This is a genomic window from Rhodoblastus acidophilus, assembly GCF_009720655.1.
In the GTDB taxonomy this organism is placed as follows: domain Bacteria; phylum Pseudomonadota; class Alphaproteobacteria; order Rhizobiales; family Beijerinckiaceae; genus Rhodoblastus; species Rhodoblastus acidophilus_A.
This window is the reverse complement of record NZ_WNKS01000033.1, coordinates 1-22,130: the sequence shown is the minus strand read 5'-3', so window position 1 is coordinate 22,130 and position 22,130 is coordinate 1. Positions and strand designations below refer to the sequence as shown.

Annotated in this window: 22 protein-coding genes and 4 pseudogenes; 11 read left to right on the top strand and 15 right to left on the bottom strand. The window is 65.1% G+C overall.

The features are described 5' to 3' along the window. A partial coding sequence (locus GJ654_RS20180) for a tyrosine-type recombinase/integrase (protein ID WP_155447977.1) occupies positions 1–452 on the top strand: 452 nt, incomplete at its 5' end. Continuing rightward, positions 439–855, top strand: a pseudogene (locus tag GJ654_RS21735) (tyrosine-type recombinase/integrase); the annotation flags it as partial. The gene GJ654_RS20180 and the pseudogene GJ654_RS21735, both read left to right, overlap by 14 nt. A 95-nt stretch (positions 856–950) precedes the next feature. Here GJ654_RS21735 and GJ654_RS21365 read toward each other — a convergent pair. Beyond that, complete coding sequence (locus GJ654_RS21365; protein WP_246664852.1) at positions 951–1,196, bottom strand: hypothetical protein; 246 nt, start codon at positions 1,194–1,196, stop codon at positions 951–953. A gap of 15 nt (positions 1,197–1,211) precedes the next feature. After that, positions 1,212–1,679 (bottom strand): iron response transcriptional regulator IrrA, encoded by a 468-nt coding sequence (gene irrA, locus GJ654_RS20170; protein WP_210350856.1) that lies wholly within the window; start codon positions 1,677–1,679, stop codon positions 1,212–1,214. Between the two features lie 259 nt (positions 1,680–1,938). On the opposite strand from irrA, the pseudogene GJ654_RS21730 reads away from it, so the two are divergent. Next, positions 1,939–2,232, top strand: a pseudogene (locus tag GJ654_RS21730) (helix-turn-helix domain-containing protein); the annotation flags it as partial. Between the two features lie 99 nt (positions 2,233–2,331). Here the strand turns inward: GJ654_RS21730 and GJ654_RS20160 are convergent. After that, positions 2,332–4,242 (bottom strand): family 2A encapsulin nanocompartment cargo protein cysteine desulfurase, encoded by a 1,911-nt coding sequence (locus tag GJ654_RS20160; RefSeq protein WP_246664851.1) that lies wholly within the window; start codon positions 4,240–4,242, stop codon positions 2,332–2,334. A gap of 67 nt (positions 4,243–4,309) precedes the next feature. Further along, a complete protein-coding gene (locus tag GJ654_RS20155; protein WP_155447974.1) occupies positions 4,310–5,263 on the bottom strand; it encodes a family 2A encapsulin nanocompartment shell protein in 954 nt (317 codons plus the stop codon). A 328-nt stretch (positions 5,264–5,591) separates the two neighbouring features. Between GJ654_RS20155 and cysK the strand changes: the two genes are divergently transcribed. The 7 genes and pseudogenes from cysK (at position 5,592) to GJ654_RS20120 (ending at position 10,182) form a co-directional block, all read left to right on the top strand. Continuing rightward, complete coding sequence (gene cysK, locus GJ654_RS20150; protein WP_155447973.1) at positions 5,592–6,569, top strand: cysteine synthase A; 978 nt, start codon at positions 5,592–5,594, stop codon at positions 6,567–6,569. Then, positions 6,566–7,504 (top strand): serine O-acetyltransferase EpsC, encoded by a 939-nt coding sequence (gene epsC, locus GJ654_RS20145; protein ID WP_155447972.1) that lies wholly within the window; start codon positions 6,566–6,568, stop codon positions 7,502–7,504. Before cysK ends, epsC begins: the two co-directional genes overlap by 4 nt. Positions 7,505–7,715: 211 nt before the next feature. Continuing rightward, positions 7,716–7,901 (top strand): annotated as a pseudogene (locus GJ654_RS21360) (chromate transporter); the annotation flags it as partial. Positions 7,902–8,326: 425 nt separating this feature from the next. Continuing rightward, the gene (locus tag GJ654_RS20135) at positions 8,327–8,458 is read left to right on the top strand and encodes a light-harvesting protein (RefSeq protein WP_155447970.1); all 132 of its coding nucleotides are present in this window, start codon (positions 8,327–8,329) and stop codon (positions 8,456–8,458) included. A gap of 14 nt (positions 8,459–8,472) precedes the next feature. After that, complete coding sequence (locus GJ654_RS20130) at positions 8,473–8,694, top strand: light-harvesting protein (protein ID WP_155447969.1); 222 nt, start codon at positions 8,473–8,475, stop codon at positions 8,692–8,694. Positions 8,695–8,943: 249 nt separating this feature from the next. Continuing rightward, on the top strand, positions 8,944–9,795 hold the full coding sequence (cysE, locus tag GJ654_RS20125; protein WP_425540408.1) for a serine O-acetyltransferase: 852 nt from the start codon (positions 8,944–8,946) through the stop codon (positions 9,793–9,795). Between the two features lie 24 nt (positions 9,796–9,819). Next, positions 9,820–10,182, top strand: coding sequence for a hypothetical protein (locus tag GJ654_RS20120; RefSeq protein ID WP_155447967.1), 363 nt, complete (start codon positions 9,820–9,822; stop codon positions 10,180–10,182). Between the two features lie 148 nt (positions 10,183–10,330). On the opposite strand, the gene GJ654_RS20115 is transcribed toward GJ654_RS20120, so the two are convergent. The 11 genes from GJ654_RS20115 to GJ654_RS20065 are packed head-to-tail and all read right to left on the bottom strand — an operon-like array spanning position 10,331 to position 21,256. Beyond that, positions 10,331–11,614 carry an O-acetylhomoserine aminocarboxypropyltransferase/cysteine synthase family protein gene (locus GJ654_RS20115; RefSeq protein ID WP_155447966.1) on the bottom strand — a complete coding sequence of 428 codons (1,284 nt, stop codon included), beginning with the start codon at positions 11,612–11,614 and terminating at the stop codon, positions 10,331–10,333. An 8-nt stretch (positions 11,615–11,622) separates the two neighbouring features. Continuing rightward, positions 11,623–12,777: a PLP-dependent transferase gene (locus GJ654_RS20110; protein ID WP_155447965.1), complete on the bottom strand. Its 1,155-nt coding sequence runs from the start codon at positions 12,775–12,777 to the stop codon at positions 11,623–11,625. Further along, positions 12,774–13,367: a dimethylsulfonioproprionate lyase family protein gene (locus tag GJ654_RS20105; protein WP_155447964.1), complete on the bottom strand. Its 594-nt coding sequence runs from the start codon at positions 13,365–13,367 to the stop codon at positions 12,774–12,776. Before GJ654_RS20105 ends, GJ654_RS20110 begins: the two co-directional genes overlap by 4 nt. Then, positions 13,364–14,344, bottom strand: a complete 981-nt coding sequence (locus GJ654_RS20100) for a hypothetical protein (RefSeq protein WP_155447963.1) — start codon at positions 14,342–14,344, stop codon at positions 13,364–13,366. The genes GJ654_RS20105 and GJ654_RS20100 overlap by 4 nt, the downstream gene beginning before the upstream one ends. Positions 14,345–14,365: 21 nt before the next feature. Further along, positions 14,366–15,031: a DUF1847 domain-containing protein gene (locus GJ654_RS20095; protein ID WP_155447962.1), complete on the bottom strand. Its 666-nt coding sequence runs from the start codon at positions 15,029–15,031 to the stop codon at positions 14,366–14,368. Continuing rightward, the gene (locus GJ654_RS20090) at positions 15,028–16,176 is read right to left on the bottom strand and encodes a trans-sulfuration enzyme family protein (RefSeq protein ID WP_155447961.1); all 1,149 of its coding nucleotides are present in this window, start codon (positions 16,174–16,176) and stop codon (positions 15,028–15,030) included. Before GJ654_RS20090 ends, GJ654_RS20095 begins: the two co-directional genes overlap by 4 nt. Next, positions 16,169–16,681, bottom strand: coding sequence for an OsmC family protein (locus tag GJ654_RS20085; protein WP_155447960.1), 513 nt, complete (start codon positions 16,679–16,681; stop codon positions 16,169–16,171). The genes GJ654_RS20090 and GJ654_RS20085 overlap by 8 nt, the downstream gene beginning before the upstream one ends. After that, positions 16,678–18,630, bottom strand: a complete 1,953-nt coding sequence (gene acs / locus GJ654_RS20080; protein WP_155447959.1) for an acetate--CoA ligase — start codon at positions 18,628–18,630, stop codon at positions 16,678–16,680. The genes GJ654_RS20085 and acs overlap by 4 nt, the downstream gene beginning before the upstream one ends. 12 nt (positions 18,631–18,642) lie before the next feature. Next, on the bottom strand, positions 18,643–19,413 hold the full coding sequence (locus GJ654_RS20075; protein ID WP_264586320.1) for an ABC transporter ATP-binding protein: 771 nt from the start codon (positions 19,411–19,413) through the stop codon (positions 18,643–18,645). A gap of 3 nt (positions 19,414–19,416) precedes the next feature. Next, complete coding sequence (locus tag GJ654_RS20070) at positions 19,417–20,250, bottom strand: ABC transporter permease (protein ID WP_425540407.1); 834 nt, start codon at positions 20,248–20,250, stop codon at positions 19,417–19,419. 4 nt (positions 20,251–20,254) lie between these two features. Continuing rightward, positions 20,255–21,256, bottom strand: coding sequence for an aliphatic sulfonate ABC transporter substrate-binding protein (locus GJ654_RS20065; RefSeq protein WP_155447958.1), 1,002 nt, complete (start codon positions 21,254–21,256; stop codon positions 20,255–20,257). Between the two features lie 647 nt (positions 21,257–21,903). Here GJ654_RS20065 and GJ654_RS20060 point away from each other — a divergent pair. After that, positions 21,904–22,130: pseudogene (locus tag GJ654_RS20060) on the top strand (hypothetical protein); the annotation flags it as partial.

The window sequence follows — 22,130 nt, the reverse complement described above, 5'->3', positions numbered from 1 at the left end:
ACTGTCGCGATGTCCGTGTTGCCAAACACATCAAATCAGGGCGGTTTCCCGCCATGCAACGTGACGCAGTAGAACTAGGCGCATATCCTGAAACCGGCTTGAAGGACGCACGAGCGAAGCGCGACGAAGCCAAGGCGGCGCTGCTGGCTGGTATCGATCCCGGCGAGCAACGGACGCGCAACAAGCTCGCGGCGGAATTGTCGCTGGCGAACACGTTCAACGCCATCGCGAACGAATTGCTTGCGAAAGAGCACCGTGAGGGGAAATCCGGCGCGACGCTAGGAAAGAACGAATGGGCGCTTTCGTTTGTGCGTCCTTCGCTGGGCGAAAGGCCGATTGCCGAAATCACGGCGGCGGACGTTCTGGCTTTGCTGCGACAGGTCGAAGAACGCGGCAGGCATGAGACGGCGGGCCGATCAGGCATGAGGCAGCGGGCCGGTGGCGCGCCTTGATCGGGCAGGTTTTCCGCTACGCCTTGCGACGGCACGTGCGGACAATGATCCGACATTCGCCGTCCGGGGTGCGCTCACCACACCCACCACGAAGCATCGCCCGGCGATCACCGATCCGGCGCAGCTTGGCGCATTCCTTCGCGCCCTTGACGGTTACGAAGCGCGGGGCGCGACCTTGGCGGCGATGCGCCTCCTGCCGCTGGTCTTTACCCGGCCCGGCGAGTTGCGGATGGCGGAATGGGCTGAATTTGATCTGGCGAACGCGGTTTGGACGATACCCGCAAACCGAACGAAGATGCGGCGAGAGCATCAAGTTCCCCTCTCGCGTCAGGCGTTGGCCACCCTGTCCGAATTGCACGCCATGACGGGCGACGGGCGGCTTGTGTTCCCCGGCCTGCGGACGGCGGACAGTCCGATTTCAGAGAACATCATGAACGCGGCGCTGCGGCGGCTGGGCTATGCCCGGCGACGTCGTGCTCGACCTGTGAGGTCTTGCGCTCACTCCGCGGGCGCGACGGCGAAAGCCGGATCGGCGCCGCGCGCCCCTCGCAACCGGGCGATGACCTTTTCGCAGCGCGCCCGGATCGCCGCCGGCGCGACAAAATCCAGGAATTGGGCGTCGAGGGCGGCGCAGGCGAGGTCCACCAAAAAGGCGTCGCCGGCGCTGTCCATGAAGCGGAACGGCGTGATCGCCTCGGCGATCAGGGCGTCAATTCTTTGTCTTTCTCGGGCGATGTCGCACATGGGGGCCTCGTTCAACTATTGAAGGTCGTCGCTCAGGCGCACGATCACGTCGACGCCGACGACGCGATAACCGGGCGGCGGCGCGATCTTGAGGTTTTGGGTCAGGTCCTCGGGAATGTCGGAGAGGCGCTGGCGGCTCTCGTCAAAATAATGACTGTGGGAGCCGGTATCGGTGTCGTACCAGATTTTGGAGCCGACCACCGCGACCTCGCGCAGCAGCCCCGCCGCGACAAACTGCCGAAGGGTGTTGTAGACGGTCGCGAGCGACATCGGCATGTCCAGCGCCTGCGCCTCGCGAAAAAGCTGCTCGGCCGTGACATGGCGATCGCCCGCGACAAACAGCAGGCCGGCGAGGCTGATCCGCTGCCGGCTCGGCCGCAGGCGCGCCGCCTGCAGACGCTGCCGGATCATCCGCGCCAGCGGGCCGCCACGCCAGTCATAGCTGATGCGCGCCCCGGTTTTTTCGCCGCCAAACGTCTCCATCACACCTCCGTCCGTCTTGCCGGAAGCTAGCAGCGGCGGCGCGGCGGGCGAAACGAAATGCCGATATTTTGAACGGTTCTAAAAATGGCGCGAGCGCGCTCATACCAAGTCGCCGAAAGGCTGACTCGGCAGGCGTTTCCCGAAACGGCGTTTGTTTGATTCAAAGGACGAACCTGGAGGTTTGACATGCCGATTGCCCTTCGAGAGGATTTTGACGCACGTTCCATGCGAGCTGGGGCCAAGCGCGCGAAGGATCTGGGTGGTGAAGTTCAACGCAGACGGCCCCGATGGCCTGATCAACCGCAAGGCGCTTGGCCAAGCCTCGCGGCTCGACAGCGCGCACCGGGCGGCGCTCGCCGCCATGGTCGAGAGCGGGCCGATCCCGGCCGCCCACGGCGTCGCGCGCTGGCGCCTCGTCGATCTCTGCCAGTGGATGTTCGAGGAGTTCCAGGTCACCATCGCCAAACAGACGATGAACCGGGAGTTGCGGGCGTTGGGCTACCGCAAACTGTCCGCGCGGCCCAAGCATCACGCTCAGGCCGAGGGCGCCATTGAAAATTTAAAAAAGCTTCCCCGCGCGCCTGGAGGAGGTCGCGCGGGAAAAGGCGTCGCCGCCACCGGGGGCATCCACACACGCGACGCGCGCGCAGAATTACCTGCGCGCCAGTCTGTGCAGAACCTCGACCAGCAGGTCGACGTCTTCGCACGTATTGTAGAAGGCCAGCGAGGGCCGCACCGTTGTCTCCAGGCCGAAGCGGCGCAAAATCGGCTGGGCGCAATGGTGGCCCGACCGCACCGCGATCCCCTCGGCGTCGAGCGCCTTGCCAATCTCCTGCGTGTCCTTGCCGTCGAGCACGAAGGACAGCACGCTGGCTTTTTCCTTCGCCGTCCCGATCATGCGCAGGCCGGGCGCCGCCAGCATTTTCGCCGTCGCGTATTCCAGCAGCCCGTGCTCATAGGCGGCGATGTTGGCCATGCCGAGCTGTTCGACATAGTCGAGCGCGGCGCCAAGCCCCACGGCATCGGCGATGTTGCCGGTGCCGGCTTCGAAACGCTCTGGCGGCGGGTTGAACAGGGTGCGCTCGAAGGTCACGTCGGCGATCATGTTTCCGCCGCCCTGCCACGGCGGGGTTTTCTCCAGCACGGAGTCGCGGCCGTAGACCGCGCCGATGCCCGTCGGTCCAAAAACCTTGTGACCGGAGAAAACGAAGAAATCGCAGCCGATCGCCTGCACGTCCACCGGCATGTGCGACACGCTTTGCGCGCCATCGACCAGCACACAGGCGCCGTGCCGATGCGCCAACGCGGTCATTTCCTCGACCGGCGTCACCGTGCCCAGCGCGTTCGACACTTGCGTGAAGGCGGCGATTTTCGTCTTCGGCCCCAAAAGTTTTTCAAAGGCGGCGAGATCGACCTGGCCGTCGTCGTCCACCGGCGCGACCCGCAGCTTGGCTCCGGTCTGGGCGCAGAGCTGCTGCCACGGCACGATATTGGCGTGATGCTCCAGATGGGTGACGAGGATTTCGTCGCCCTCCCCCACATTCGCCCGCCCCCAGCTCTGGGCGACGAAATTGATCCCCTCGGTCGCGCCGCGCACGAAAACGATGTCGCGGGCCGAGGGCGCGTTGAGGAAGCGCCGCACTTTTTCGCGCGCGGCTTCGTAGGCGTCGGTGGCGCGCGCCGCGAGCGCATGGGCAGCGCGGTGGATGTTCGAGTTCTCGTGTTTATAAAAATCCGAGATGCGTTCGATCACCTGGATCGGCTTCTGCGTGGTCGCGGCATTGTCGAGCCAGACCAGACGCTTGCCGCCGTTGACGCGCTCGTTGAGGATGGGGAAGTCGCGCTTGATGGTTTCGGGATCGAGCGGGAAGCCGACCGCGCCCCTGGTCGGCGCCGCCAGCGGACGAAGATCGAGTTCGAGGAAGGAATAGCTTGCCTTCGGCGCGAGGTTTTGGGGCGCGACGCTTTCCGGCGAGCCGCCCGACGCCGGCGCCGCGGGGCTGGAGACCGAAACGGGGTCGGGCGCGGTCGGCGATGGCGTCGAGGCCGCGGGCGCTCGGGCAAAGGCGGTTTCGCCGATGAAATAGGGCGCGTCGGCGTTCAACCCGCCCGGGCTGGCGCGATGCGCCTCGGGAACCAGTTGCGCGGTTTCGCCGAGATGAAAAGGCGCGCCGATCGCGCCGGCGGAAGCGCCGGGCAGCGGGGGCTCGCCATAGCCGCCCGGAAGCGCGGAAAAACTTGGCGCGTGCGGCAGGGTCAGGTTCGGCGTCGGAGCGATGGAGGGGATCGTGGAGGGCGGCATGTCGGGCGGCCCGACCAGCGGATTGGCCGGCGCGAACGGGGCGATGGTCGCCGTCGGATCCGGCGCCGGGATCATCGAGGGGCTCGGCGGCGCCAAGGGAACGCCAGGGTCTTGAACGCCGGGATCGGCGCCGGCGGGGGTCGGCGACGCCTGGAAGAAGGCGTTGGCCATGCGGGCGATCAGGGCCGGATCGGGGAAGGCTTGGGAGGGCGTATCGGGCGCGTCGCCGGAAAATTCAGACGCGGAAAGGCCAAGCGGCATTGTTTTCGTCCTGCATCGCATCAATCAAGGGGACGGCGGCGTGAACGGATGCGCGCCGCCGCTAAAATCACTTCTTGGCGTAGGTGTCCTTGTAGTCGTGATACTTGTCGATCTCGACGCCTTCGAGCACCGCCAGCGCATCGTGCGTGAGCACGGCGGTCGAGCAGTAGAGCGAGATCAGGTAGGACGCGATCGCCTTCCTGTTGATGCCCATGAAGCGCACCGACAGGCTCGGCGCGACCTCGCCGGGAATGCCCGGTTGGAACAGGCCGATCACGCCCTGGCGCTTTTCTCCGGTGCGCAGCAACAGGATCTTGCTTTTGCCTTTCTCGTCCACTGGCAGCTTGTCGGAGGGCACCAGCGGCAGGCCGCGCCAGGTGATGAAGGGCGCACCGAACAGGGTCACGGTTGGCGGCGGCACGCCGCGCCGGGTGCATTCGCGCCCGAAGGCCGCGATGGCGCGGGGATGGGCCAGGAAAAACGCCGGCTCCTTCCACACCTTGGTGATGAGTTCGTCGAGATCGTCCGGGGTCGGCGCGCCGTGGCGGGTCGAGATGATCTGGCGGGGATCGACATTGGCGAGCAGGCCGTATTCGGCGTTGTTGATGATTTCGTTTTCCTGCTTTTCCTTCACCTTTTCGATCAGCAGGCGCAGCTGTTCCTGAATCTGGTCGTAGGGATGGGAATAGAGATCGGAAACGCGGGTCTGCACATCGAGGACGGTGGTGACCGCGTTGAGCGAATATTCGCGCGGCGCGTCCTCGTAATCGACGAAGGTTTCGGGCAAGTCGGCGTCGCGGTCGCGGGCGGGCGAGCACTGCACGTCAGCGTCGGTCAGGACCGCGCCTTCCTTGACGCGGTTGAGCCGGTAGATGCCGGCCTCGACCGGCGTCCAGGGCAGGAACGAGACCAGCCAGCGCGGGGTGATGCCCGACCATTGCGCGCGCGTTTTGGTGGCGTTGGCGAGTTGCCTCGCGGCGGGCTCGCTTAAGGTTCTGCGAATTTCGACATCGTCGGACATGGTATTCCTCGTTTTGAGGTAAAAATATCCTCAAGCGCAGAAAGACGTTTCTTCGTGAAACGAATCATTTCGACACCCCGGCGTACAGCCTAAGCATAAGTGTTAGAAACTATTCGACTCTTCATCAACAAGAATATATTTCTATTACGAGAGCTTCGTCTTTCATTTTCGTGAATCTGGAAAGAATAATATTCTACCTCATACACAAACACACCTGACATCAACAACTTGCCGTCGGTCGGCGCCGCCGAGGCGCGGCGCGCCGCCCCTTGAAAATAAATATATCATTTTTATAGATAAGATTAGCATTCTAGACCGGAGCCACTCCATGCCCAAATGGTTCGAAGACAATTCCCTCTCGATCGGCCGCACGCCGCTGGTGCGCCTCAACCGCGTCATCGATCACGCGCCCGCGACCGTGCTGGCCAAGATCGAGGGCCGTAATCCCGCCTATTCCGTGAAATGCCGCCTGGGCGCCGCGTTGATCTGGGACGCGGAAAAGAAAGGCCTGCTGGGCCCCGGCAAGGAGTTGGTTGAGCCGACCTCCGGCAACACCGGGATCGCCCTCGCCTTCGTCGCGGCGGCGCGCGGCATTCCGCTCACCCTCACCATGCCCGAAACCATGAGCCTGGAGCGCCGCAAGCTGCTGATCGCCTTCGGCGCCAAGCTTGTGCTGACCGAAGGACCGCGCGGCATGTCCGGCGCCGTCGCCAAGGCCGAGGAGATCGCCGCATCAGATCCGAACCGCTACGTGCTGCTGCAACAGTTCAAGAACCCCGCCAATCCCGCCATCCACGAGCAGACCACCGGCCCGGAAATCTGGGACGACACCGAAGGCGCCGTGGATATCCTGATTTCCGGAGTCGGCACCGGCGGAACGATCACCGGCGTGTCGCGGTTCATCAAGACCATCAAAGGCAAGGCCATCCAGTCGGTGGCGGTCGAGCCGGAGGCCAGCCCCGTGATCACGCAAAAGCGCAATGGTCTCGACCTGAAACCCGGCCCGCACAAGATCCAGGGCATCGGCGCGGGCTTCATTCCCGGCGTGCTCGACCTGTCCCTGATCGACGCCGTCGAACAGGTCGGCAACGAGGAGGCTATCCTCTACGCTCGCCGCCTCGCGCGCGAAGAAGGCATCGTCTCCGGCATTTCCTCCGGCGCGGCCGTCGCCGTGGCGGCGCGCCTGGCAAAGAGACCGGAAAACGCCCACAAGACCATCGTCGTCATCCTGCCCGATTCCGGCGAGCGCTATCTGAGCACGGTGCTGTTCGAGGGCCTGTTCGACGCGAAGGGGCTGGCGGCATGAGCCTTGCCGAAGCGCCCCGCGCCTATGCGACCGAAGTCCCGCTCGAAAAGATCGTCGGCGAGTTGCGCGCCCTGCGCGCGGCCGCCCAGGCGCGCCGCTACCGCAGCGCGCCTCCGGACCTGCCCTCGCGCGCGGAAACGGTCGCGGCGGTGGAGGGGCTGGTCGCGGCTTTGTTTCCGCGCCATTTCGGACCGTCCGGCCTGTCCGGGCGCGGGGTCGATTCCTTCGTCGCGCTCAAACTCGCCGAAAGCTTCGCCAGCCTGCGCCGCCAGATCGAGTTGGAATTGCGACTGGCGGGCGAGCGCGAGGGACGCGACCGCACGTTGAGCCGCCACGCGGAGCAGATTGCCGCCGAATTCGCCCAGAGACTGCCGCATGTGCGCGCCTTGCTCGACGAGGACATTCGCGCGGCTTACGCCGGCGACCCCTCGGCGAAAAGCATAGACGAGATCATCTTCTGCTTTCCGGGATTCGCGGCGGTGACGCGCCATCGCCTCGCGCACCAGCTCTACCGGCTTGGAGCGCCCATGCTTGCGCGCATCGTGGCGGAAAAAGCCCATTCGGAAACCGGCATCGACATCCACCCCGGCGCCGAAATCGCCGGAGGTTTCTTCATCGACCACGGCACCGGCGTGGTGATCGGCGAAACCTCGATCATCGGCAGGAACGTGCGGCTCTATCAAGCCGTCACGCTCGGCGCCAAACGCTTCGAGACGGATTCCGAGGGACATCTGCTCAAGGACTATCCGCGCCATCCGATCCTGGAGGATGATGTGGTGATTTACGCCGGCGCCACCGTGCTCGGGCGCGTCACCATCGGCAAGGGCGCCTCGATCGGCGGCAATGTCTGGCTGACGCACAGCGTGCCGGAAGGCGCCGTCGTCACCCAGGCCAAGGCGATCGAGGACATTTTCGTCGACGGCGCGGGCATCTGAGCTCTTGCGCTGAACGGTTGCGCAGGCCCGAACACGATGGGCCGGAGCGGGGCAAGAGAGGACTTGCGCCATCGCCTCAACCGTCCTTTTGACGGCGACAGCGACAGCCGATCCCGCGTGGAAGCCCATGACGGCTCCCGGTTCCAGCGGAGCTGGATCATCCGGGACATGGCGTGTCGCTCGGCGAGGTTTTTCGCGTGCGCTCGGTCCCGTCATTGCGCTGTTCTTCGGCCTCCGGGCGGCTGTGCTGTCCATTGTCGTTGACGCCCTTCATCGGATCGCGCGCTAGGCCTTGAAGACCCGGATTTCGATCGGACTCGCCGGCGCCGCGTTCATCGCAATCTTCTTTTTTGACGTCGCCTTCCCCTTGATCATTCTGGCAGCAGCGATCGTCGGCCGTCACCGCCGCTGTCGTCGGCGTCATTCGCAATCTCGCCCGCGCCGCAATTCCTGTTCAGCTAGGCGACACCCGCGCACGGCTTCGACCTGATAGCGCGTGTGCGCCGCCGGCGCGTGCCGCTTGGCGCGACGGCCGGCGCGCCACCTCCCCTGCCCGAGACGAGTTGGATGAACTCACCACTTATCCAGTAGGATTAAACCAAAATTTTCATTGCGCCCGCGTGCGACAGAACAGTCCACTTATCCACTGCGCTGCCCAACTTTTAGTTGATTAAACCTACCTTTTTTATATTCTTATCTTGCGTGATGCGACGGCGACGTCATTTGATTTCGCCAGGGCTTCCGCCGCCCTGCCCCTGGGGCGCTGGACCTGCGCGCAGGTTACCCAAATAGAAGCAGTGGCTCATCAAGAGAGGTATTCAAATGGCTGACACACTCACCCCGGACCAGGCTGAAGAGCTGCACAAACACGTGATCGACGGAACGCGCATTTTCCTCGGCATCGCCCTGGTGGCGCATTTCCTCGCTTTCACCACCACCCCCTGGCTCCACTAAGAGAGGTTTGACCCATGGCTAATCAGGCTAAAATCTGGACGGTTGTCCCCCCGAGCGTGGGCCTCCCGCTGTTTCTCGGAACCGTGACGGTGATCGCGATCCTCGTGCACCTCGCGATTCTGACGCACACCACCTGGTTCCCGGCCTACTGGCAGGGCGGCTCCAAGAAGGCCGCGGCGGTCGAGCACATTTCGACGCCCGTCGCTTCCTTGCCGAGCAGCGTCACCGCGAACTGATCCGTTCCGCGCGGTCCGACGTGTTTCGACACTGCGACGCCTGCCGGTCTTCGGCCGGCGTCTTCATGGCGCCCTCCGCGGGCGCACAAATCACGACGTCCTGGGACGGAAGTCCACCCCGCCGCCGGGAGCCGGTCGGAACCGAACGGCCTCACACGTGAGGCCGTTCTTCTTTCACGTGATCCTCACAGCCATCCGCGGTCTGTATCCAATGGGTGTTCCATGCCGCCGACTCCCCACCATTTGACGCTGGCCGCGTCCTCCCTATTTTCCGCGCCGCTGGACCATCCGGCCGCGGCGAAGGATTCCTTGTGGAGAAAACTGCTCGAAGAGGCGGATGCCGCCTTCGAGGCCGAACCCAACCTGCGCGCCTTGCTGCGCCAGACCATACTCGACAGGGATTCGTTCGAGGACGCCGTCATCCATCGCGTCGCCAGCCGCTTCGCCAGCGACTTTGTTCCCGTGGGCCAGATCGTCGCCGCGTTCACAGCCGCGCTGGGCGCCGAGCCAGAGATTGGTCTTGGCTTTCGCGCAGACATCAACGCCGTGATCGACCGCGACCCCGCCTGCGGCCGTTTTATCGAGCCGTTCCTCTATTTCAAAGGCTATCACGCGATCCAGATCCACCGCCTCGCCCACCATCTCTGGACGCGCGCGAAGCAGGATTTTGCGCTTTTTCTGCAGAGCCGTTCGTCGGACCTGTTCCAGACCGACATTCATCCGGCGGCGCGCATTGGACAGGGCGTGTTCCTGGATCACGCCACCGGGTTCGTCGTCGGTTCGACGGCGGTGATCGACGACGACGTCTCGATCCTGCAAAACGTCACGCTCGGCGGCACGGGCAAGGAGGCGGGCGACCGCCACCCAAAAGTTCGGCGCGGCGTCCTGCTCGGCGCCGGCGCCAAAATCCTCGGCAACATCCAAGTCGGCGAATATGCGCGGGTGGCTGCGGGATCGGTAGTTCTGCATCCTGTTCCCGCCCACGCCACCGTCGCCGGCGTGCCCGCCAAAATCGTCGCCAGACACAATGACGAGCCGTATCGCGACATGGATCAGGTGCTGAGAGACCTCAATTACCGCGCCTTTTCATATGCGATCTGAACGTCTGCAAGTTTGGATCCGGCAATGGCGACGCACTCCTTCCGCCCCATCACGGTCAGCTTCACGCCAAGCGCGCGGCGAGAATTGCACGCTTTCGTTTCGCGTGTGTATCGCGGCGCCTGGGGCGAGGGCCTGGTTCCGGTTGTTTCTCTTGAACGCTCCGCGGTTCACGTCGACCAATCGACCGGAGGGACAACGACGCGCAAGCCAGGGTTCGACCTCGGCGCGACCGTCGTCGACCATTATCGCAACGCGTGCGCCCTGGCTCTGCCGCGACTGGCGTCGCTGGATGGCATGGGGTTCCTCGTTCAGTTGCCGCCGCGCGCCGCGATCCTCGACCGCATCGATTTCGACTGGCGCGGCAACCGACTGCTCGCGTTGAATTGAAAAGCCAGACCATGGGCATTCTCGGGAAGCTGCGTTGAGCCTCATCGCACGAGATCGATGCCCATAGAGTTGCAAAACGGCGCCGTCTCTCCTCATCGGCGCCATGCAAGACAGGCGGCGCCGACGCCCCACGGCGCCGCCTGTTCCTTCAGACCGTTTCGAGCGCCTGGGCGATGTCGGCGAGGATGTCGTCGATATGCTCAATCCCCACGGAAAGCCGCACATATCCATCCGACACGCCGGTCGCCAGCTGGTCTTCCGGCGAGAGCTGCGAATGCGTGGTCGTCGCGGGGTGAATGGCGAGGCTGCGGGCGTCGCCGATGTTGGCGACGTGGTAGAGCAGTTTGAGGGCGTCAATAAAACTCTTGCCGGCCTGCTTGCCGCCCGCCAGCTCGAAGCCCACCAGGGCGCCATAGCCGCCCTTGAGCACGGCGTCGGCGCGCCGCCTCGGCTCGCCCGCCTGCACGCTGGGATGGATCACCTTGACGACCTTCGGGTGCTTGGCGAGATAGTCCGCGACGGCGAGCGCATTCTTGTTGTGCTCGCGGATGCGCAGCGGCAGGGTTTCCAGCCCCTGAAGAGTCTGGAAGGCGTTGAACGGGCTGACGGCCGCGCCGATGTCGCGTTGCAGGGTGACGCGGGCGCGCAGAATATAGGCGATGGGCCCGAGCGGTTTGACCGCCTGCGTCCAGATGGCGCCGTGATAGCTGGGATCGGGCTGGTTCAGCAGCGGGAAGCGTTCGGCGTTCTTCTCCCAGTCGAATTTTCCCGAATCGATAATCGCGCCGCCGATGGATGTCCCGTGCCCGCCGATATATTTTGTCGTCGAATAAACGATGATATGGGCGCCGTGGTCGAACGGGCGCGCGATGATCGGCGCCGCCGTGTTGTCGATGATGAGGGGAACGCCAAGTTCGTCGGCGATCTTCGCCACTTCTGGAATCGGGAACACCTGAAGTTTCGGATTGGGCAGGGTTTCGGCGTAATAGGCGCGCGTCTTGGAATCCGTGGCGCGGCGGAAATTTTCGGGGTCGGAGGGATCGACGAAGCGCGCCTCGATGCCGAGTTGCTTGAAAGTGTTGGCGAACAGGTTCCACGTCCCGCCATAGAGGTCGGTGGACGTAACAAAATTGTCGCCGGCCTGGGCGACGTTCAGGATCGCGAACGTGCTCGCCGCCTGCCCCGAGGCGACCGCCAGCGCGGCGGCGCCGCCTTCCAGCGCGGTCAGGCGCTGCTCCAGCACGTCGTTGGTGGGGTTCATCAGGCGCGTATAGATATTGCCGAGTTCGGCGAGCCCGAAGAGATTGGCCGCATGTTCCGTATCGCGGAACTGATAGCTGGTGGTCTGATAGATCGGCACCGCCACCGAGGTGGTCGTGGGGTCGCTGCGATAGCCTGCGTGCAAAACAAGGGTTTCCGGCTTCAATGTCATGACGGGTCTCACTTCTGGTTGGAATTAAGGGTGGCCTTGAGGTCGTCCAGGATGTCGTCGGCATGTTCCACGCCGACCGAAAGCAGGATGCGGCCATCGGCCGATCCCACGACCGAACTGCGCAGCCCGCCGACGCCGCCGTCGCGCGAAATGAGCGACAGCGCGGCGACGAATTTTTGCGCGTCGGGCAAGGAGAAGCCCACCAATCCGCCCTCAACGCTCAAGGCGGTCACTTCGGGTCTCGGAGCCAAAAATTCCGCGACGCGCGCGGCGTTCTCGGCATGGGCGCGCATGCGCAGCGGCAGCGTTTCCAAACCTTGCACGATCTGGAACACGGCCATCGGGCTGATGGCGGCGCCGAGGTCGCGCAGCACGCCGCCGCGCGCCCGCGCCGTCAGCGGCGAGGCGTTCCATTTTTTCACGACTTCGGTCCAGACGGCGCCGTGGTAGGACGGGTCGGGCGCGTGAAGCGTGGGGAAACGCTCGGACTCCCACGAAAACGTCCCGGCATCGACCAGCAAGCCGCCATCGGCGCCGCCGCGCCCGGTCAGCCAGGTGTCGGCGGCATAGACGACGACGGCGGCCCCCTCTTCCACCGGACGGACGAGGAACGGCAGGTTCGAGTTATCGATCACGAGCGGAACGCCGATGGCGCGGCCGGCCGTGGCGACGGCGGCGATGGGGAAGCGCTCCAGGCTCGGCAACGAGAGGCTCTCGGCGAACCACAGGCGGGTGCGCGCGTCGGTGGCGGACACGAAATCCTCGGCGACGGCGGCGTCGCGCACATCCAGGCCGAAACGGCGCAATTGAATCGCCAACGCCCGCCCGCCGCCCCGCAGCGTCGCGCGGTCGAACACAATGTTGTCGCCGGCCTGGGCGAGCGACAGCAGCGCATCTCCGACAGCCGCCGCGCCAGACGCCAGGGCCAGCGCCGCCTTGCCGCCCTCGATGGCGGCGACCCGGCGCTCCAGCACTTCGCGCGAGGGATTGCTGGTGCGGGTGTAGGTGTAGCCGATCACTTCGAGATTGAAGAGGCGCGTGGCGAACTCGGTGCTCGGATAATGGTAGGACGTCGTAAAATAGATCGGCGGCGCCACCGCGCCGGTCTGCGGGTCGGCGCGATGACCGGCATGCAGGGCCTGGGTTTGCGGATGCAGGCTCATGGCTGTCGGCTCCAGACCGATGGCGAGACGACGTCGCCGCTCCAGGTGTAGAGGGCGAGCAGCGGCTCATCCCCGGTTCGCATGGCATGGATCTGGTTGCTGTCGTGCAGGACGAAGGCGCCGGGACGACGCCAATGGCTGCTCCATTCCGCCACGCCGGTCAGCACGTGATAGAGCTCCACCGCGGGGTGCTGGTGGGCGGGATAATGCGTGTTGGGACCAATGAGGGTCAGGCCCAGGCAGACCTCGTCGCTGCGCCAGGGCGCCGCCGGTCCGACGAATTCCGCCCAGCCCATGTTCAGATGCAGGTCCGCAAGCTCGGCGCTGGCCTCGTAGCCATGGCGCCAGGGCAGGCCGGCGGCGAGCGGGCCGAGCAGCGCGGCGAGATCGGGCGCGTCGCGCTCCAGCCCCGCGAGCGCGGCGGGCAGGTGTCGGACGAGCGGGTGTGCGTTGGCCCCGTAAGGCGCGGGATCGTGCGCGATCCGATCGAGCAGGCGTTGCACGTGAACGGCCTCCCGCCCCGCGCGACCGTCGGCCCGGTTCAGCCGCGCGCGTAGCCGCGCCACAAGCCTGGAAAGCTCCGCGCTCATCGCCTCGGCTCCGACAGCAGCGCCGCCACGGTGTGGCCGATGCGCCTCCCATTGCGGTGCAGGCGCCACGCCTGCGCCGCGTCAAGTTGGTAGGACCGCAGGTCGCGTTCGATGGACAGGGCGTCGCGTCCGGCCTGCTCGAGATCGAGCCCGGCGAAGGCGGCCTCCAAGACTTCGACCGGGTAGAAGTGGAAGGACAACCCCTGTTTCTGCCATTGCGCATAGGAGGCGATGACCTCGTCGGCGTCGGCCTGCGCTTTCCACCAGAAGGCGAGGAAGCTCGGCGCATGGCCCGCCGCCTCGGCCATTTCGGTCAGGACGCGCAGCGGCAGGCGGGCGCCGATGGTGGACAGCACGGCGCCGCCGGGTTTGAGAAAATCATGGGCCTGGACCAGGGCGAGATAGTGCAGCGTCAGCAGCCCGTCGCGCACGGCTTGCGGCGTGGTCTCGCCGCGCGGCGCCAGGAAGGCCGCGCTGGTCTTGTCCACTTCGACCTCGGCGGCGTCGGCGAGAGGCAGGTTGGGCAGATTCTCGTAGATCAGGTCGAATGCGACCCCGCTGGCGCGCAGCGGCGCCAGAAGGTCGCCGGCGCCCGCATGCAGCGCGATCTCATGACCGACTGCGAGATTGCGCCGCACGTTGCCGGCGGCGGCCTCGACCACGTCCGGGAACAGGTCGGTCAAACCGATAACGTCCGCGCCCAGCAGTTCAATCGCCGCGAGGGCGTCGAGGCCGGCGCCTGTGCCGAGCGCGCAAAACGCCTTGCAGGCGGCGTCGCCGCGCCGGGCGCGAAGGATTTTGAAGGCGGGGGCGGCGATGCTGGCCACCCAGTCGCGCTGGCTGTCCTCGACCTGCGGCCGCCAGGCGCGGTCGGCAATGGCGATGTCCACGCGAGGCCGCACTCGGCGGACCTCGGCGACATCAAGATAGGGCGCGATGTCGAGGCACAGCGACGCGGAGGAAACAATGGCGTTCATGGTAAAAATCTCCGCTTGCGGTCAGAGGCTTTTCAGCCGTTCGTGATCGACCAGGCGGGCGCTGTAGGAGCCCACGGTGTAAAGCGCGGCGACGGGATTGTGGCCGAGCACGCGATCCTTGACGACCATCGTCGTAACCGGCGCGTCGGAATGCTTGACGAACAGGGAGTCATGGCCGACGCACAAGCCCATGACGATGTTGAGGCCGGTGTTTTCGCGGTTCAGCAGCCGCGCTTGCAGAACCGGATTGCAGCCGGCCTCATAGCTGTCGCACTTGATCTTCAAGTCCTCGGCAATGCCCATTTCGGTCTTGTCGATCGACCCGACTTTGCACAGCGCGGCGAACGTCTTGAAACCGGCGAGGCGCAGGATTTTCACCAGAACCCGGGTCTCCTCAATCAGGCCGAAACAGGTGCCGATGCCGATGCGGTCGGCGCCGATGCGCCGGGCGAAGGCGACGGTTTCCTCGACCCGGTTGATCTTGCCGTAATAGAGGCCCTCGACCTCGGCGGCGGCGTGGGCGAGCCTGGAATCCTCCGGGTCGGCGCCGCCATAGAGGGCCGCCAGTTCCGCGCGCTCGCCCTCATCAAGCGCGGTGGTCGCGCAATGTTTGGGATAGCGCGCGTCGTGGCGGTAGCAGTGCAACTGCCGGCATTCGGAGCAGGTGGGATTATCGATTTTCGTCATGTCGATCTTTCGAGCGCGGCGCGCAAATCATCGAACAGGTCTTCGGGCGCCTCCAGGCCCACCGAGAGCCGCAACAGGTCGTCGGGAACCGGCGAGGTCGGACCTTCGATGCTGGCGCGGTGCTCGATCAGGCTTTCGACGCCGCCGAGCGAGGTCGCGCGCTTCCAAAGACGGACGTTGGCGGCCGTGGCGATGGCGGCGTCGCGCCCGCCGCGCACGCGAATGGACAGCATGCCGCCGAAGCCGCCCCGCATCTGCCGTCGCGCCAGATCATGGCCGGGAAAATCTGGCAACCCGGGATAAAACACCTGCGCCACTGCGGCATGTCTGGAAAGCTGTTGCGCCAGCGCCAGCGCGCTCTGCGCCTGCCAGCGCACGCGGGGAAAAAGCGTGCGCAAGCCGCGCTGCAACAACCACGCTTCAAACGGTCCGAGCACCCCGCCATTCTGCGCTAGCGCGAGTTTGATCCGCGCCCAGAAATCGTCCTCGCGGGCGCTCGTCAGGGCGCCGGCGACGACGTCGGAATGTCCGTTCAGATATTTGGTCGCCGAATGCATGACAAGGTCGGCGCCCAGCGCCAGAGGCCGCGTCAGCGCCGGCGTGGCGATGGTGGAATCCACCGCGAGCCGTGCGCCCGCGCCATGCGCCAGATCGGCGATGGCGGCGATATCGCTGACCGTCCACAGCGGGTTCGCCGGCGTCTCCAGCCAGACCAGCTTGGTCTTGCCGGGGCGCAGCGCCGCCTTCACGGCGGCGAGGTCGGAGGTATCGACCAGTTCGACATCGAGACCCCAGCGCGTCGCGGCGCCCAGCAGCCACGCCCGCAGCGCCCAATACATGATCGAAGGCGCAACCACGTGGTCGCCGGGATCGAGCGCCTGGAACACAGCCGTCGCCGCCGCCATTCCCGAGGCGAACAGCAGGCTGGCGGCGCCGCCTTCAAGTGCGGTCAGCGTGTTCGCGGCGATGGCGTAAGTGGGATTGTCGGGGCGCGAATAGGGCGCGCCGCGCGAATAGCCGAGATCCACGTCGCGCTCGTAGGTTGTGGACGGATGGATCGGGGGAATGATGGCGCCGGTGGCCGCATCCACGCCGCTGAGGGTCTGGGCCGCCAGCGTCTCCGGGCGAAAGCCGCGCTCAGTCATGGCTTTGGACCGAAAGCGCCAGCCGGGACGGCTTGGCGAGGGTTTGGAAGACGACGCAGTAGCGCTCGGTCAGCTTCACCAGCTGGTCGATGCGCTCCCGCGGTTCGTCGGTATCGAGCGAAAACGTCAGGCGTATCTCGCGAAAGCCCACGGGCGCCTCGCGGTCCACGCCCAGCGTGCCGCGAAAGTCGAGATCGCCTTCGGCCGAAACCGCGCCGCTTCTCAAGGCGAAGCCGATCGCGGTCGCAACCGCCTTCAACGTCACGCCCGCGCAGGCGACCAGCGCCTCCAGGAGCATGTCGCCCGAACAGGCGAAGGCGCCGGTTCCGCCGGTCGCGGGATGCAGCCCCGCCTCCATAAGCGCGCGGCCCGTATCGACGCGGCAGACCAAATGGCTGGAGTCCAACTCGCCGCGGGTTCTTAACGTGATGAGGGCGGCGTCGGGGTTCGAGCGGTAGGTGTCTTTCAACGGCGCCTGGAGGGCGCGCAATTCATCGGCGTTCATGCGGATTTCCGAAGGGTTTGCTGGCGGCGCTTGACGATCTCCTCGACGACCGCCGGCTCGGCGAGGGTCGAGACATCGCCGAAATTTTCGAAATCGTTGGCGGCCACCTTGGTGAGAATACGGCGCAGGATTTTTCCGGCGCGATTTTTGGGCAAGGCGGGCGCCCACTGGATGATGTCGGGGCTGGCGATCGAGCCGATGCGCGCGCGCACCCAGGCGACGATTTCCGCGCGCAAAAATTCGGTCTCTTCAAACCCTTCCTTCAAGGTGACATAGGCGAACACCCCTTGCCCCTTGACCTCGTGGGGATAGCCGACCACGGCCGCCTCGGTGACCGCCGGATGCGAGGCGATGGCGCTTTCCAGTTCGACCGTTCCGAGCCGGTGGCCGGAGACATTGACGACATCGTCGACGCGCCCGGTGATGCGGTAATAGCCGTCCGCATCGCGCAAAACCCCGTCGCCACTGAAGAAGCGGCCGGAAAAAGGAGCGAAGTAGGTTTTCGAAAATCGCTCGCGGTCGTTAAGGATGGTGCGCGCCTGCCCCGGCCAGCTTCCGCGAAAACACAGGTTGCCCGAGGCTGGCCCCTCCAGGGTCGCGCCCTGCGCGTCCACCACTTCGGGACGGACGCCGAAATAGGGTTTTCCCGCCATGCCCGGCTTGTTGGGCACGGCGCCAGGCAGCGGCGTCAGCAGAACCGCGCCGGTTTCCGTCTGCCAGTAGGTGTCGACGATCGGGCAGCGCCCGCCGCCGATGGTCTGGTGGAACCAGCGCCAAGCCTCGGGATTGATCGGCTCGCCGACGGAGCCAAGCACGCGCAGGGAAGAGAGGTCGTGTTTGCGCACCGGCCCCTCCCCTTCGCGCATCAGCGCGCGCAAGGCGGTGGGCGCGGTGTAGAAAATGCTCACGCCGTGCTTCTCGATGATCGACCACCACCGCGAAGAGTCCGGCCAGGTCGGAACGCCCTCGAACATCACGCTGGTCGCGCCGTTCAGCAGCGGGCCGTAAATCTTGTAAGTGTGGGCGGTGACCCAGCCGACATCCGCCGTGCTCCAGAACACATCGCCGTCGCGCCAATCAAAAATGTTGCGCCACGAGGTGCCGGCATGGGTGAGATAGCCGCCGGTGGTGTGCAGGAGGCCCTTGGGCTTTCCGGTCGACCCCGACGTGTACAGGATGAACAGCGGGTCTTCGGCGCCCACCTCGACCGGCTCACACCAGGGAGCGGCGGCCGCGAGCGCCTCGTCGTACCAGACGTCGCGTCCCCCCGTCATCGGCGCGTCCGCGGGACTGCGACGCACGACGACGACATGCGCGACCGACGCTTGCGTGCGAAGCGCCTCGTCGACATTGCGCTTGAGCGGATGGAAGCGGCCGCCGCGATGGCCTTCGTTGGCGGTGATGACGACCTTGGCCCGCGCGTCCTCGATCCGGCTCGCCAGCGCCTCGGCGGAAAAGCCGGAGAACACCACCGAATGGACCGCGCCGAGGCGCACGCAGGCCATCATCGCCACCATGACCTCGGGAATCACCGGCAGGTAGATCGTGACCACGTCCCCCTTGCCGACGCCGAGCCCTGTCAGCACATTGGCGAGACGATTAACCTGTTCAAAAAATTCGCCCCAGGTGACGACGCGGCTTTCGCCGGGCGCATCGCCCTCCCACAGAATGGCGGGGCGATCCGCCTTTTCCGGCAGGTGGCGGTCGACGCAATTGACGGAGGCGTTGAGCGTTCCATCCTCAAACCAATTTATGCGCAGATCCGCGATGTCAAAACTCGTGTCGCTGATCCGGGTGAAGGGCTTGATCCATTGGAGGAATTGCGCCTCCTCCGCCCAGAAGGCTTCGGGGTTTTCGATGGAGGCGCGGTAGCGTCGCTCGTAGTCTTGCGCGGTCACGCGGGCGCGCGCCGCAAAGTCGGACGGCACGGGATAGATTTCGTCAGTCATGGACGTCTCGGATCAGATGGCGGCGGCGGGGAAATGTTCCTCGCCTGCAAGAGGACGATTGGCGTGGCCCAGTTCGGCCAGCAGCTTGTGTTTCCAGTCGTGAAACGCCCCATCGAGACGGTCGCGCGGACGCGCCAGCGGCGGGCGGAACTCGGCGCGGACGCGGCCGGGATTGGGCTGCATGACGACGACCCGGTCGGCGAGGAACAGGGCCTCCTCGATGTCATGGGTCACGAGAATCATGGTCGGCTGGTCGTAGGCCCAGAGATCCAGAAGATGCTGTTGCAGATCGCTGCGGGTCAGAGCGTCGAGCGCCGAAAACGGCTCGTCCAGCAGCAGCGCCTCCGGCCGTGCGACCAAGGCGCGGGCGAGAGCCGCGCGCTGGGCCTGACCGCCGGAGAGTTCGCGGGGCCAGTGCTGCGCATGCTCGGCAAGGCCGACGCGTTCGAGCGCCTCGCCCACGCGCGTCCTGCGTTCGTCGGCGGGAAGGTGAAGAATGCCGAAGGCGATATTGTCCTCGATCTTGAGCCAAGGCATCAGCCGGGGCTCCTGGAACACGAGGCCGATTTCCGCGCGCGGCGCGGCGATGGCCGAACCGTTCAGGCTGACGTCGCCGGAGGTCGCCCGGTCAAGCCCGGCGAGCAGCCGCAACAGCGTGCTCTTGCCGCAACCGGAGCCGCCGACGATGGCGAGGATTTCACCTTTCTCGACCGTCAGGTTCAGTCCGGACAGGGCCAGGCGCCCATTGGGATAGCGCTTGGAGACATTTGAGATTTCGATCACGTCTCACTCCGCAGGCTTGAAACTGTCCTGCCAGCGCAGCAGGCGCGAGGTCGCCAAAGCCAGCAGTCCGTCGGTCAGCTTGCCCAGTATGGCGAAGGCGACGATCGAGGCGAGGATCACGCTCGGGCGCCCGGTCTGCTGGCCGTCGACCAGCAGGAATCCAAGCCCGGCTTCGGCGCCCATGAATTCCGCGGCGACGACAAACATCCAGCCGAGCCCCAGTCCCGACCGCAACGCGAGAATGTAGGAGGGCAGCGCCGCAGGCAGAAGGATTCGCGTGATCATCTGGCGGTGGCTGAAGCGAAAGATGCGCCCGACCTCGACCAGCTTGCGGTCCACGCCAAGAATGGCGCCCGACAGGGTCAGGTAGATGGGAAAGAACACGCCCACCGCGATCAGGATCACTTTTGAGGTCTCGAAAATGCCGAACCACAGGATGAACATCGGGACCCAGGCGATGGACGGGATGTTGCGCAGCGCCTGAAGCGTGGGGTCGATCAGGCGCCTGACGGGTGTCGAATAGCCCGAGAGCGCGCCGAGAAAGGTTCCCGCGATGACGCCGAAGCCGAAGCCCAACGCCACCCGTTGCAAAGTCGTCAGCACATGCGTGGCGAGATCGCCGCTGCGGGCCAGCGCGGCCAGCGTGGCGAAGATGGCGGAGGGGGTGGGCAGCAGACGCCCGTCCGCCCATTTCAGCGCCACCGCGACCTCCCAGGCGAGCGCGAGCCCGACCGGGAGGACTAGGCCGCTCAACCCGTAAAGACCGGTGAGCAAGCGCGGCCTGAAAGGCGATGCGGCGGGCGCGAGACCCCGGGATTCGATAACGACGTCGGACACGGGCTTACTTGACGCCAAGCTGGATGACGAAGGCGGCGTCGATCAGGGCGTTGGCGACCGCCGGCACATTGACCTCGGGCGCCACGACGCCGGCCTGTTGCAGAGCGAGCCCCGCGCCCTCGATGGTCTTTTTCTGCTCCTCGCCGATGGCGCCCGTTTCGAGTCCGGTGCGCGAGAGCTGGCGCGCGGCGACCGGCTCCGACAGTTTGGCCTGTTCGACGATGGTCTTCTTCAGCGCATCCGGGTTGGCGCGCGCATAGGCGCGGGCCTTCTCGTAGGCTTCGATCACCTTGAGCACCACCTCCGGATGGTCGGCGGCGAAATCCTCGCGCGTGTTCAGCACGCCCCAGGTGTTGATGGCGGCGTTGCGATAGAAAATGCGCTCGCTGTCATCGAGTTCGGCCTGCGCCATCAGCGGATCGAGACCGGCCCATGCGTCCACGTCGCCCTTGGCGAGCGCGAGGCGGCCATCCTGATGCTGGAGCAGAACGATTTTCACGTCCTTTTCCGTGAGACCGTTGTCGGCCAGCGAGCGGATCAGGAAGATGTGCGGGTCCGTGCCACGGGTGGCGGCGATCCGCTTGCCCTTCAGGTCCGCGACAGTCTGGATCGGCGATCCTTGCTGCGTCAGCAGCGCCGTCCATTCGGGCTTGGAATAGACATAGACTGATTTCACCGGATTGCCGTTGATGCGCGCGAGCAGAGCCGCGGCGCCGGCGGTCGAGCCGAAATCGATGCTCTTGCCATTCAAAAATTCCAGCGCCTTGTTGGAGCCTTGGGACTGCACCCAGCGCACCTTCACGCCGTCCTTCGCCAAGCTTTCCTCAAGCCAGCCCTTCTCCTTCAGCACAAGACTGACGGGATTGTAGTAGGCGAAGTCTATTCTCACTTCCTCCAGCTTCGCCGTGGCCTGAGACGCGCTGACGAAGCCGAGGGCCAAAGCCGCAGCCAATCCCGCGCGGACAATGCCAGCGGGCAGTTTCTGAATGAGCGTGAAGCGGGACATCAGAGCGATTCCTAAAGATGCAAAATTTCGCGATGACCCCTTCCTACGCCGGTATAAGATTTTTGTCTATCGTTTTAGTCATCTATTTGGTGGCAGCGCTTGGATCATGCGCTGGCTGGATGGATGGCGATCAACCCTCACATGTAAGCTGAAATCGCTTCCGGTCTTTGACACGAGCCCTGAGCGAGGCGGCGCGCGCTGCTGAGCCTATGGGACCGACGGGCGTGTTATTCCCGACTTGACGCATATTTTTGTTGCCGAACGCTGACTCTCGAAATGCGCAGAAAGCCCTCCACCCCACACGTGGACATCTCGTGTCCGGCCCTCCCCTTCTCGGCGAGGAGCCTTGCGGTAAACGGACGACTCAAAGGCTTGCTCAAATCCCTCATTCGCCTTGACGCCTCAGGCGCATCGGTGTTTGCGGCGTTCACCCCGAGGAACAGGATCGACGACATCTGATTGAACCGTTTCTGGTCTGACTGGCGCTCCGCCCGGCTTTTCGTCACCCTTCGGACATCCCGTATCACCCGGACTCGCGCGCGCAGCAACCATGGCGCCCTGCCGCTACTTAGTTGACTTTTTTTATGGATTCAATAATTTCTTGGAAGGCAAAAAATTCTCCCCGTCCACCACTAAGGATCCCGCTCATGTCGTTCAGTCTCAAGAAACGTGTCGTCGGCGCCGCGATCGGCATCCTCGTCCTCTCCGGCGCCGTGGCCGGTTCGGCGTCCGCCGCCGAGGTCCGCCTGCTCAACGTCTCCTACGATCCGACCCGCGAGCTTTACGCCTCGATCAATTCCGCCTTCATCGCCAAATGGAAGCGCGAAACCGGCGACGACCTCTCCATCCAGCAGTCGCACGGCGGCTCCGGCAA

Bases quoted from the DNA above. Each gene is read 5' to 3' on its own strand.
- GJ654_RS21365 (WP_246664852.1), bottom strand. From the start codon at position 1,196: ATGTGCGACATCGCCCGAGAAAGACAAAGAATTGACGCCCTGATCGCC.
- irrA (WP_210350856.1), bottom strand. From the start codon at position 1,679: ATGGAGACGTTTGGCGGCGAAAAAACCGGGGCGCGCATCAGCTATGAC.
- GJ654_RS20160 (WP_246664851.1), bottom strand. From the start codon at position 4,242: ATGCCGCTTGGCCTTTCCGCGTCTGAATTTTCCGGCGACGCGCCCGAT.
- GJ654_RS20155 (WP_155447974.1), bottom strand. From the start codon at position 5,263: ATGTCCGACGATGTCGAAATTCGCAGAACCTTAAGCGAGCCCGCCGCG.
- cysK (WP_155447973.1), top strand. From the start codon at position 5,592: ATGCCCAAATGGTTCGAAGACAATTCCCTCTCGATCGGCCGCACGCCG.
- epsC (WP_155447972.1), top strand. From the start codon at position 6,566: ATGAGCCTTGCCGAAGCGCCCCGCGCCTATGCGACCGAAGTCCCGCTC.
- GJ654_RS20135 (WP_155447970.1), top strand. From the start codon at position 8,327: ATGGCTGACACACTCACCCCGGACCAGGCTGAAGAGCTGCACAAACAC.
- GJ654_RS20130 (WP_155447969.1), top strand. From the start codon at position 8,473: ATGGCTAATCAGGCTAAAATCTGGACGGTTGTCCCCCCGAGCGTGGGC.
- GJ654_RS20120 (WP_155447967.1), top strand. From the start codon at position 9,820: ATGGCGACGCACTCCTTCCGCCCCATCACGGTCAGCTTCACGCCAAGC.
- GJ654_RS20115 (WP_155447966.1), bottom strand. From the start codon at position 11,614: ATGACATTGAAGCCGGAAACCCTTGTTTTGCACGCAGGCTATCGCAGC.
- GJ654_RS20110 (WP_155447965.1), bottom strand. From the start codon at position 12,777: ATGAGCCTGCATCCGCAAACCCAGGCCCTGCATGCCGGTCATCGCGCC.
- GJ654_RS20105 (WP_155447964.1), bottom strand. From the start codon at position 13,367: ATGAGCGCGGAGCTTTCCAGGCTTGTGGCGCGGCTACGCGCGCGGCTG.
- GJ654_RS20100 (WP_155447963.1), bottom strand. From the start codon at position 14,344: ATGAACGCCATTGTTTCCTCCGCGTCGCTGTGCCTCGACATCGCGCCC.
- GJ654_RS20095 (WP_155447962.1), bottom strand. From the start codon at position 15,031: ATGACGAAAATCGATAATCCCACCTGCTCCGAATGCCGGCAGTTGCAC.
- GJ654_RS20090 (WP_155447961.1), bottom strand. From the start codon at position 16,176: ATGACTGAGCGCGGCTTTCGCCCGGAGACGCTGGCGGCCCAGACCCTC.
- GJ654_RS20085 (WP_155447960.1), bottom strand. From the start codon at position 16,681: ATGAACGCCGATGAATTGCGCGCCCTCCAGGCGCCGTTGAAAGACACC.
- acs (WP_155447959.1), bottom strand. From the start codon at position 18,630: ATGACTGACGAAATCTATCCCGTGCCGTCCGACTTTGCGGCGCGCGCC.
- GJ654_RS20065 (WP_155447958.1), bottom strand. From the start codon at position 21,256: ATGTCCCGCTTCACGCTCATTCAGAAACTGCCCGCTGGCATTGTCCGC.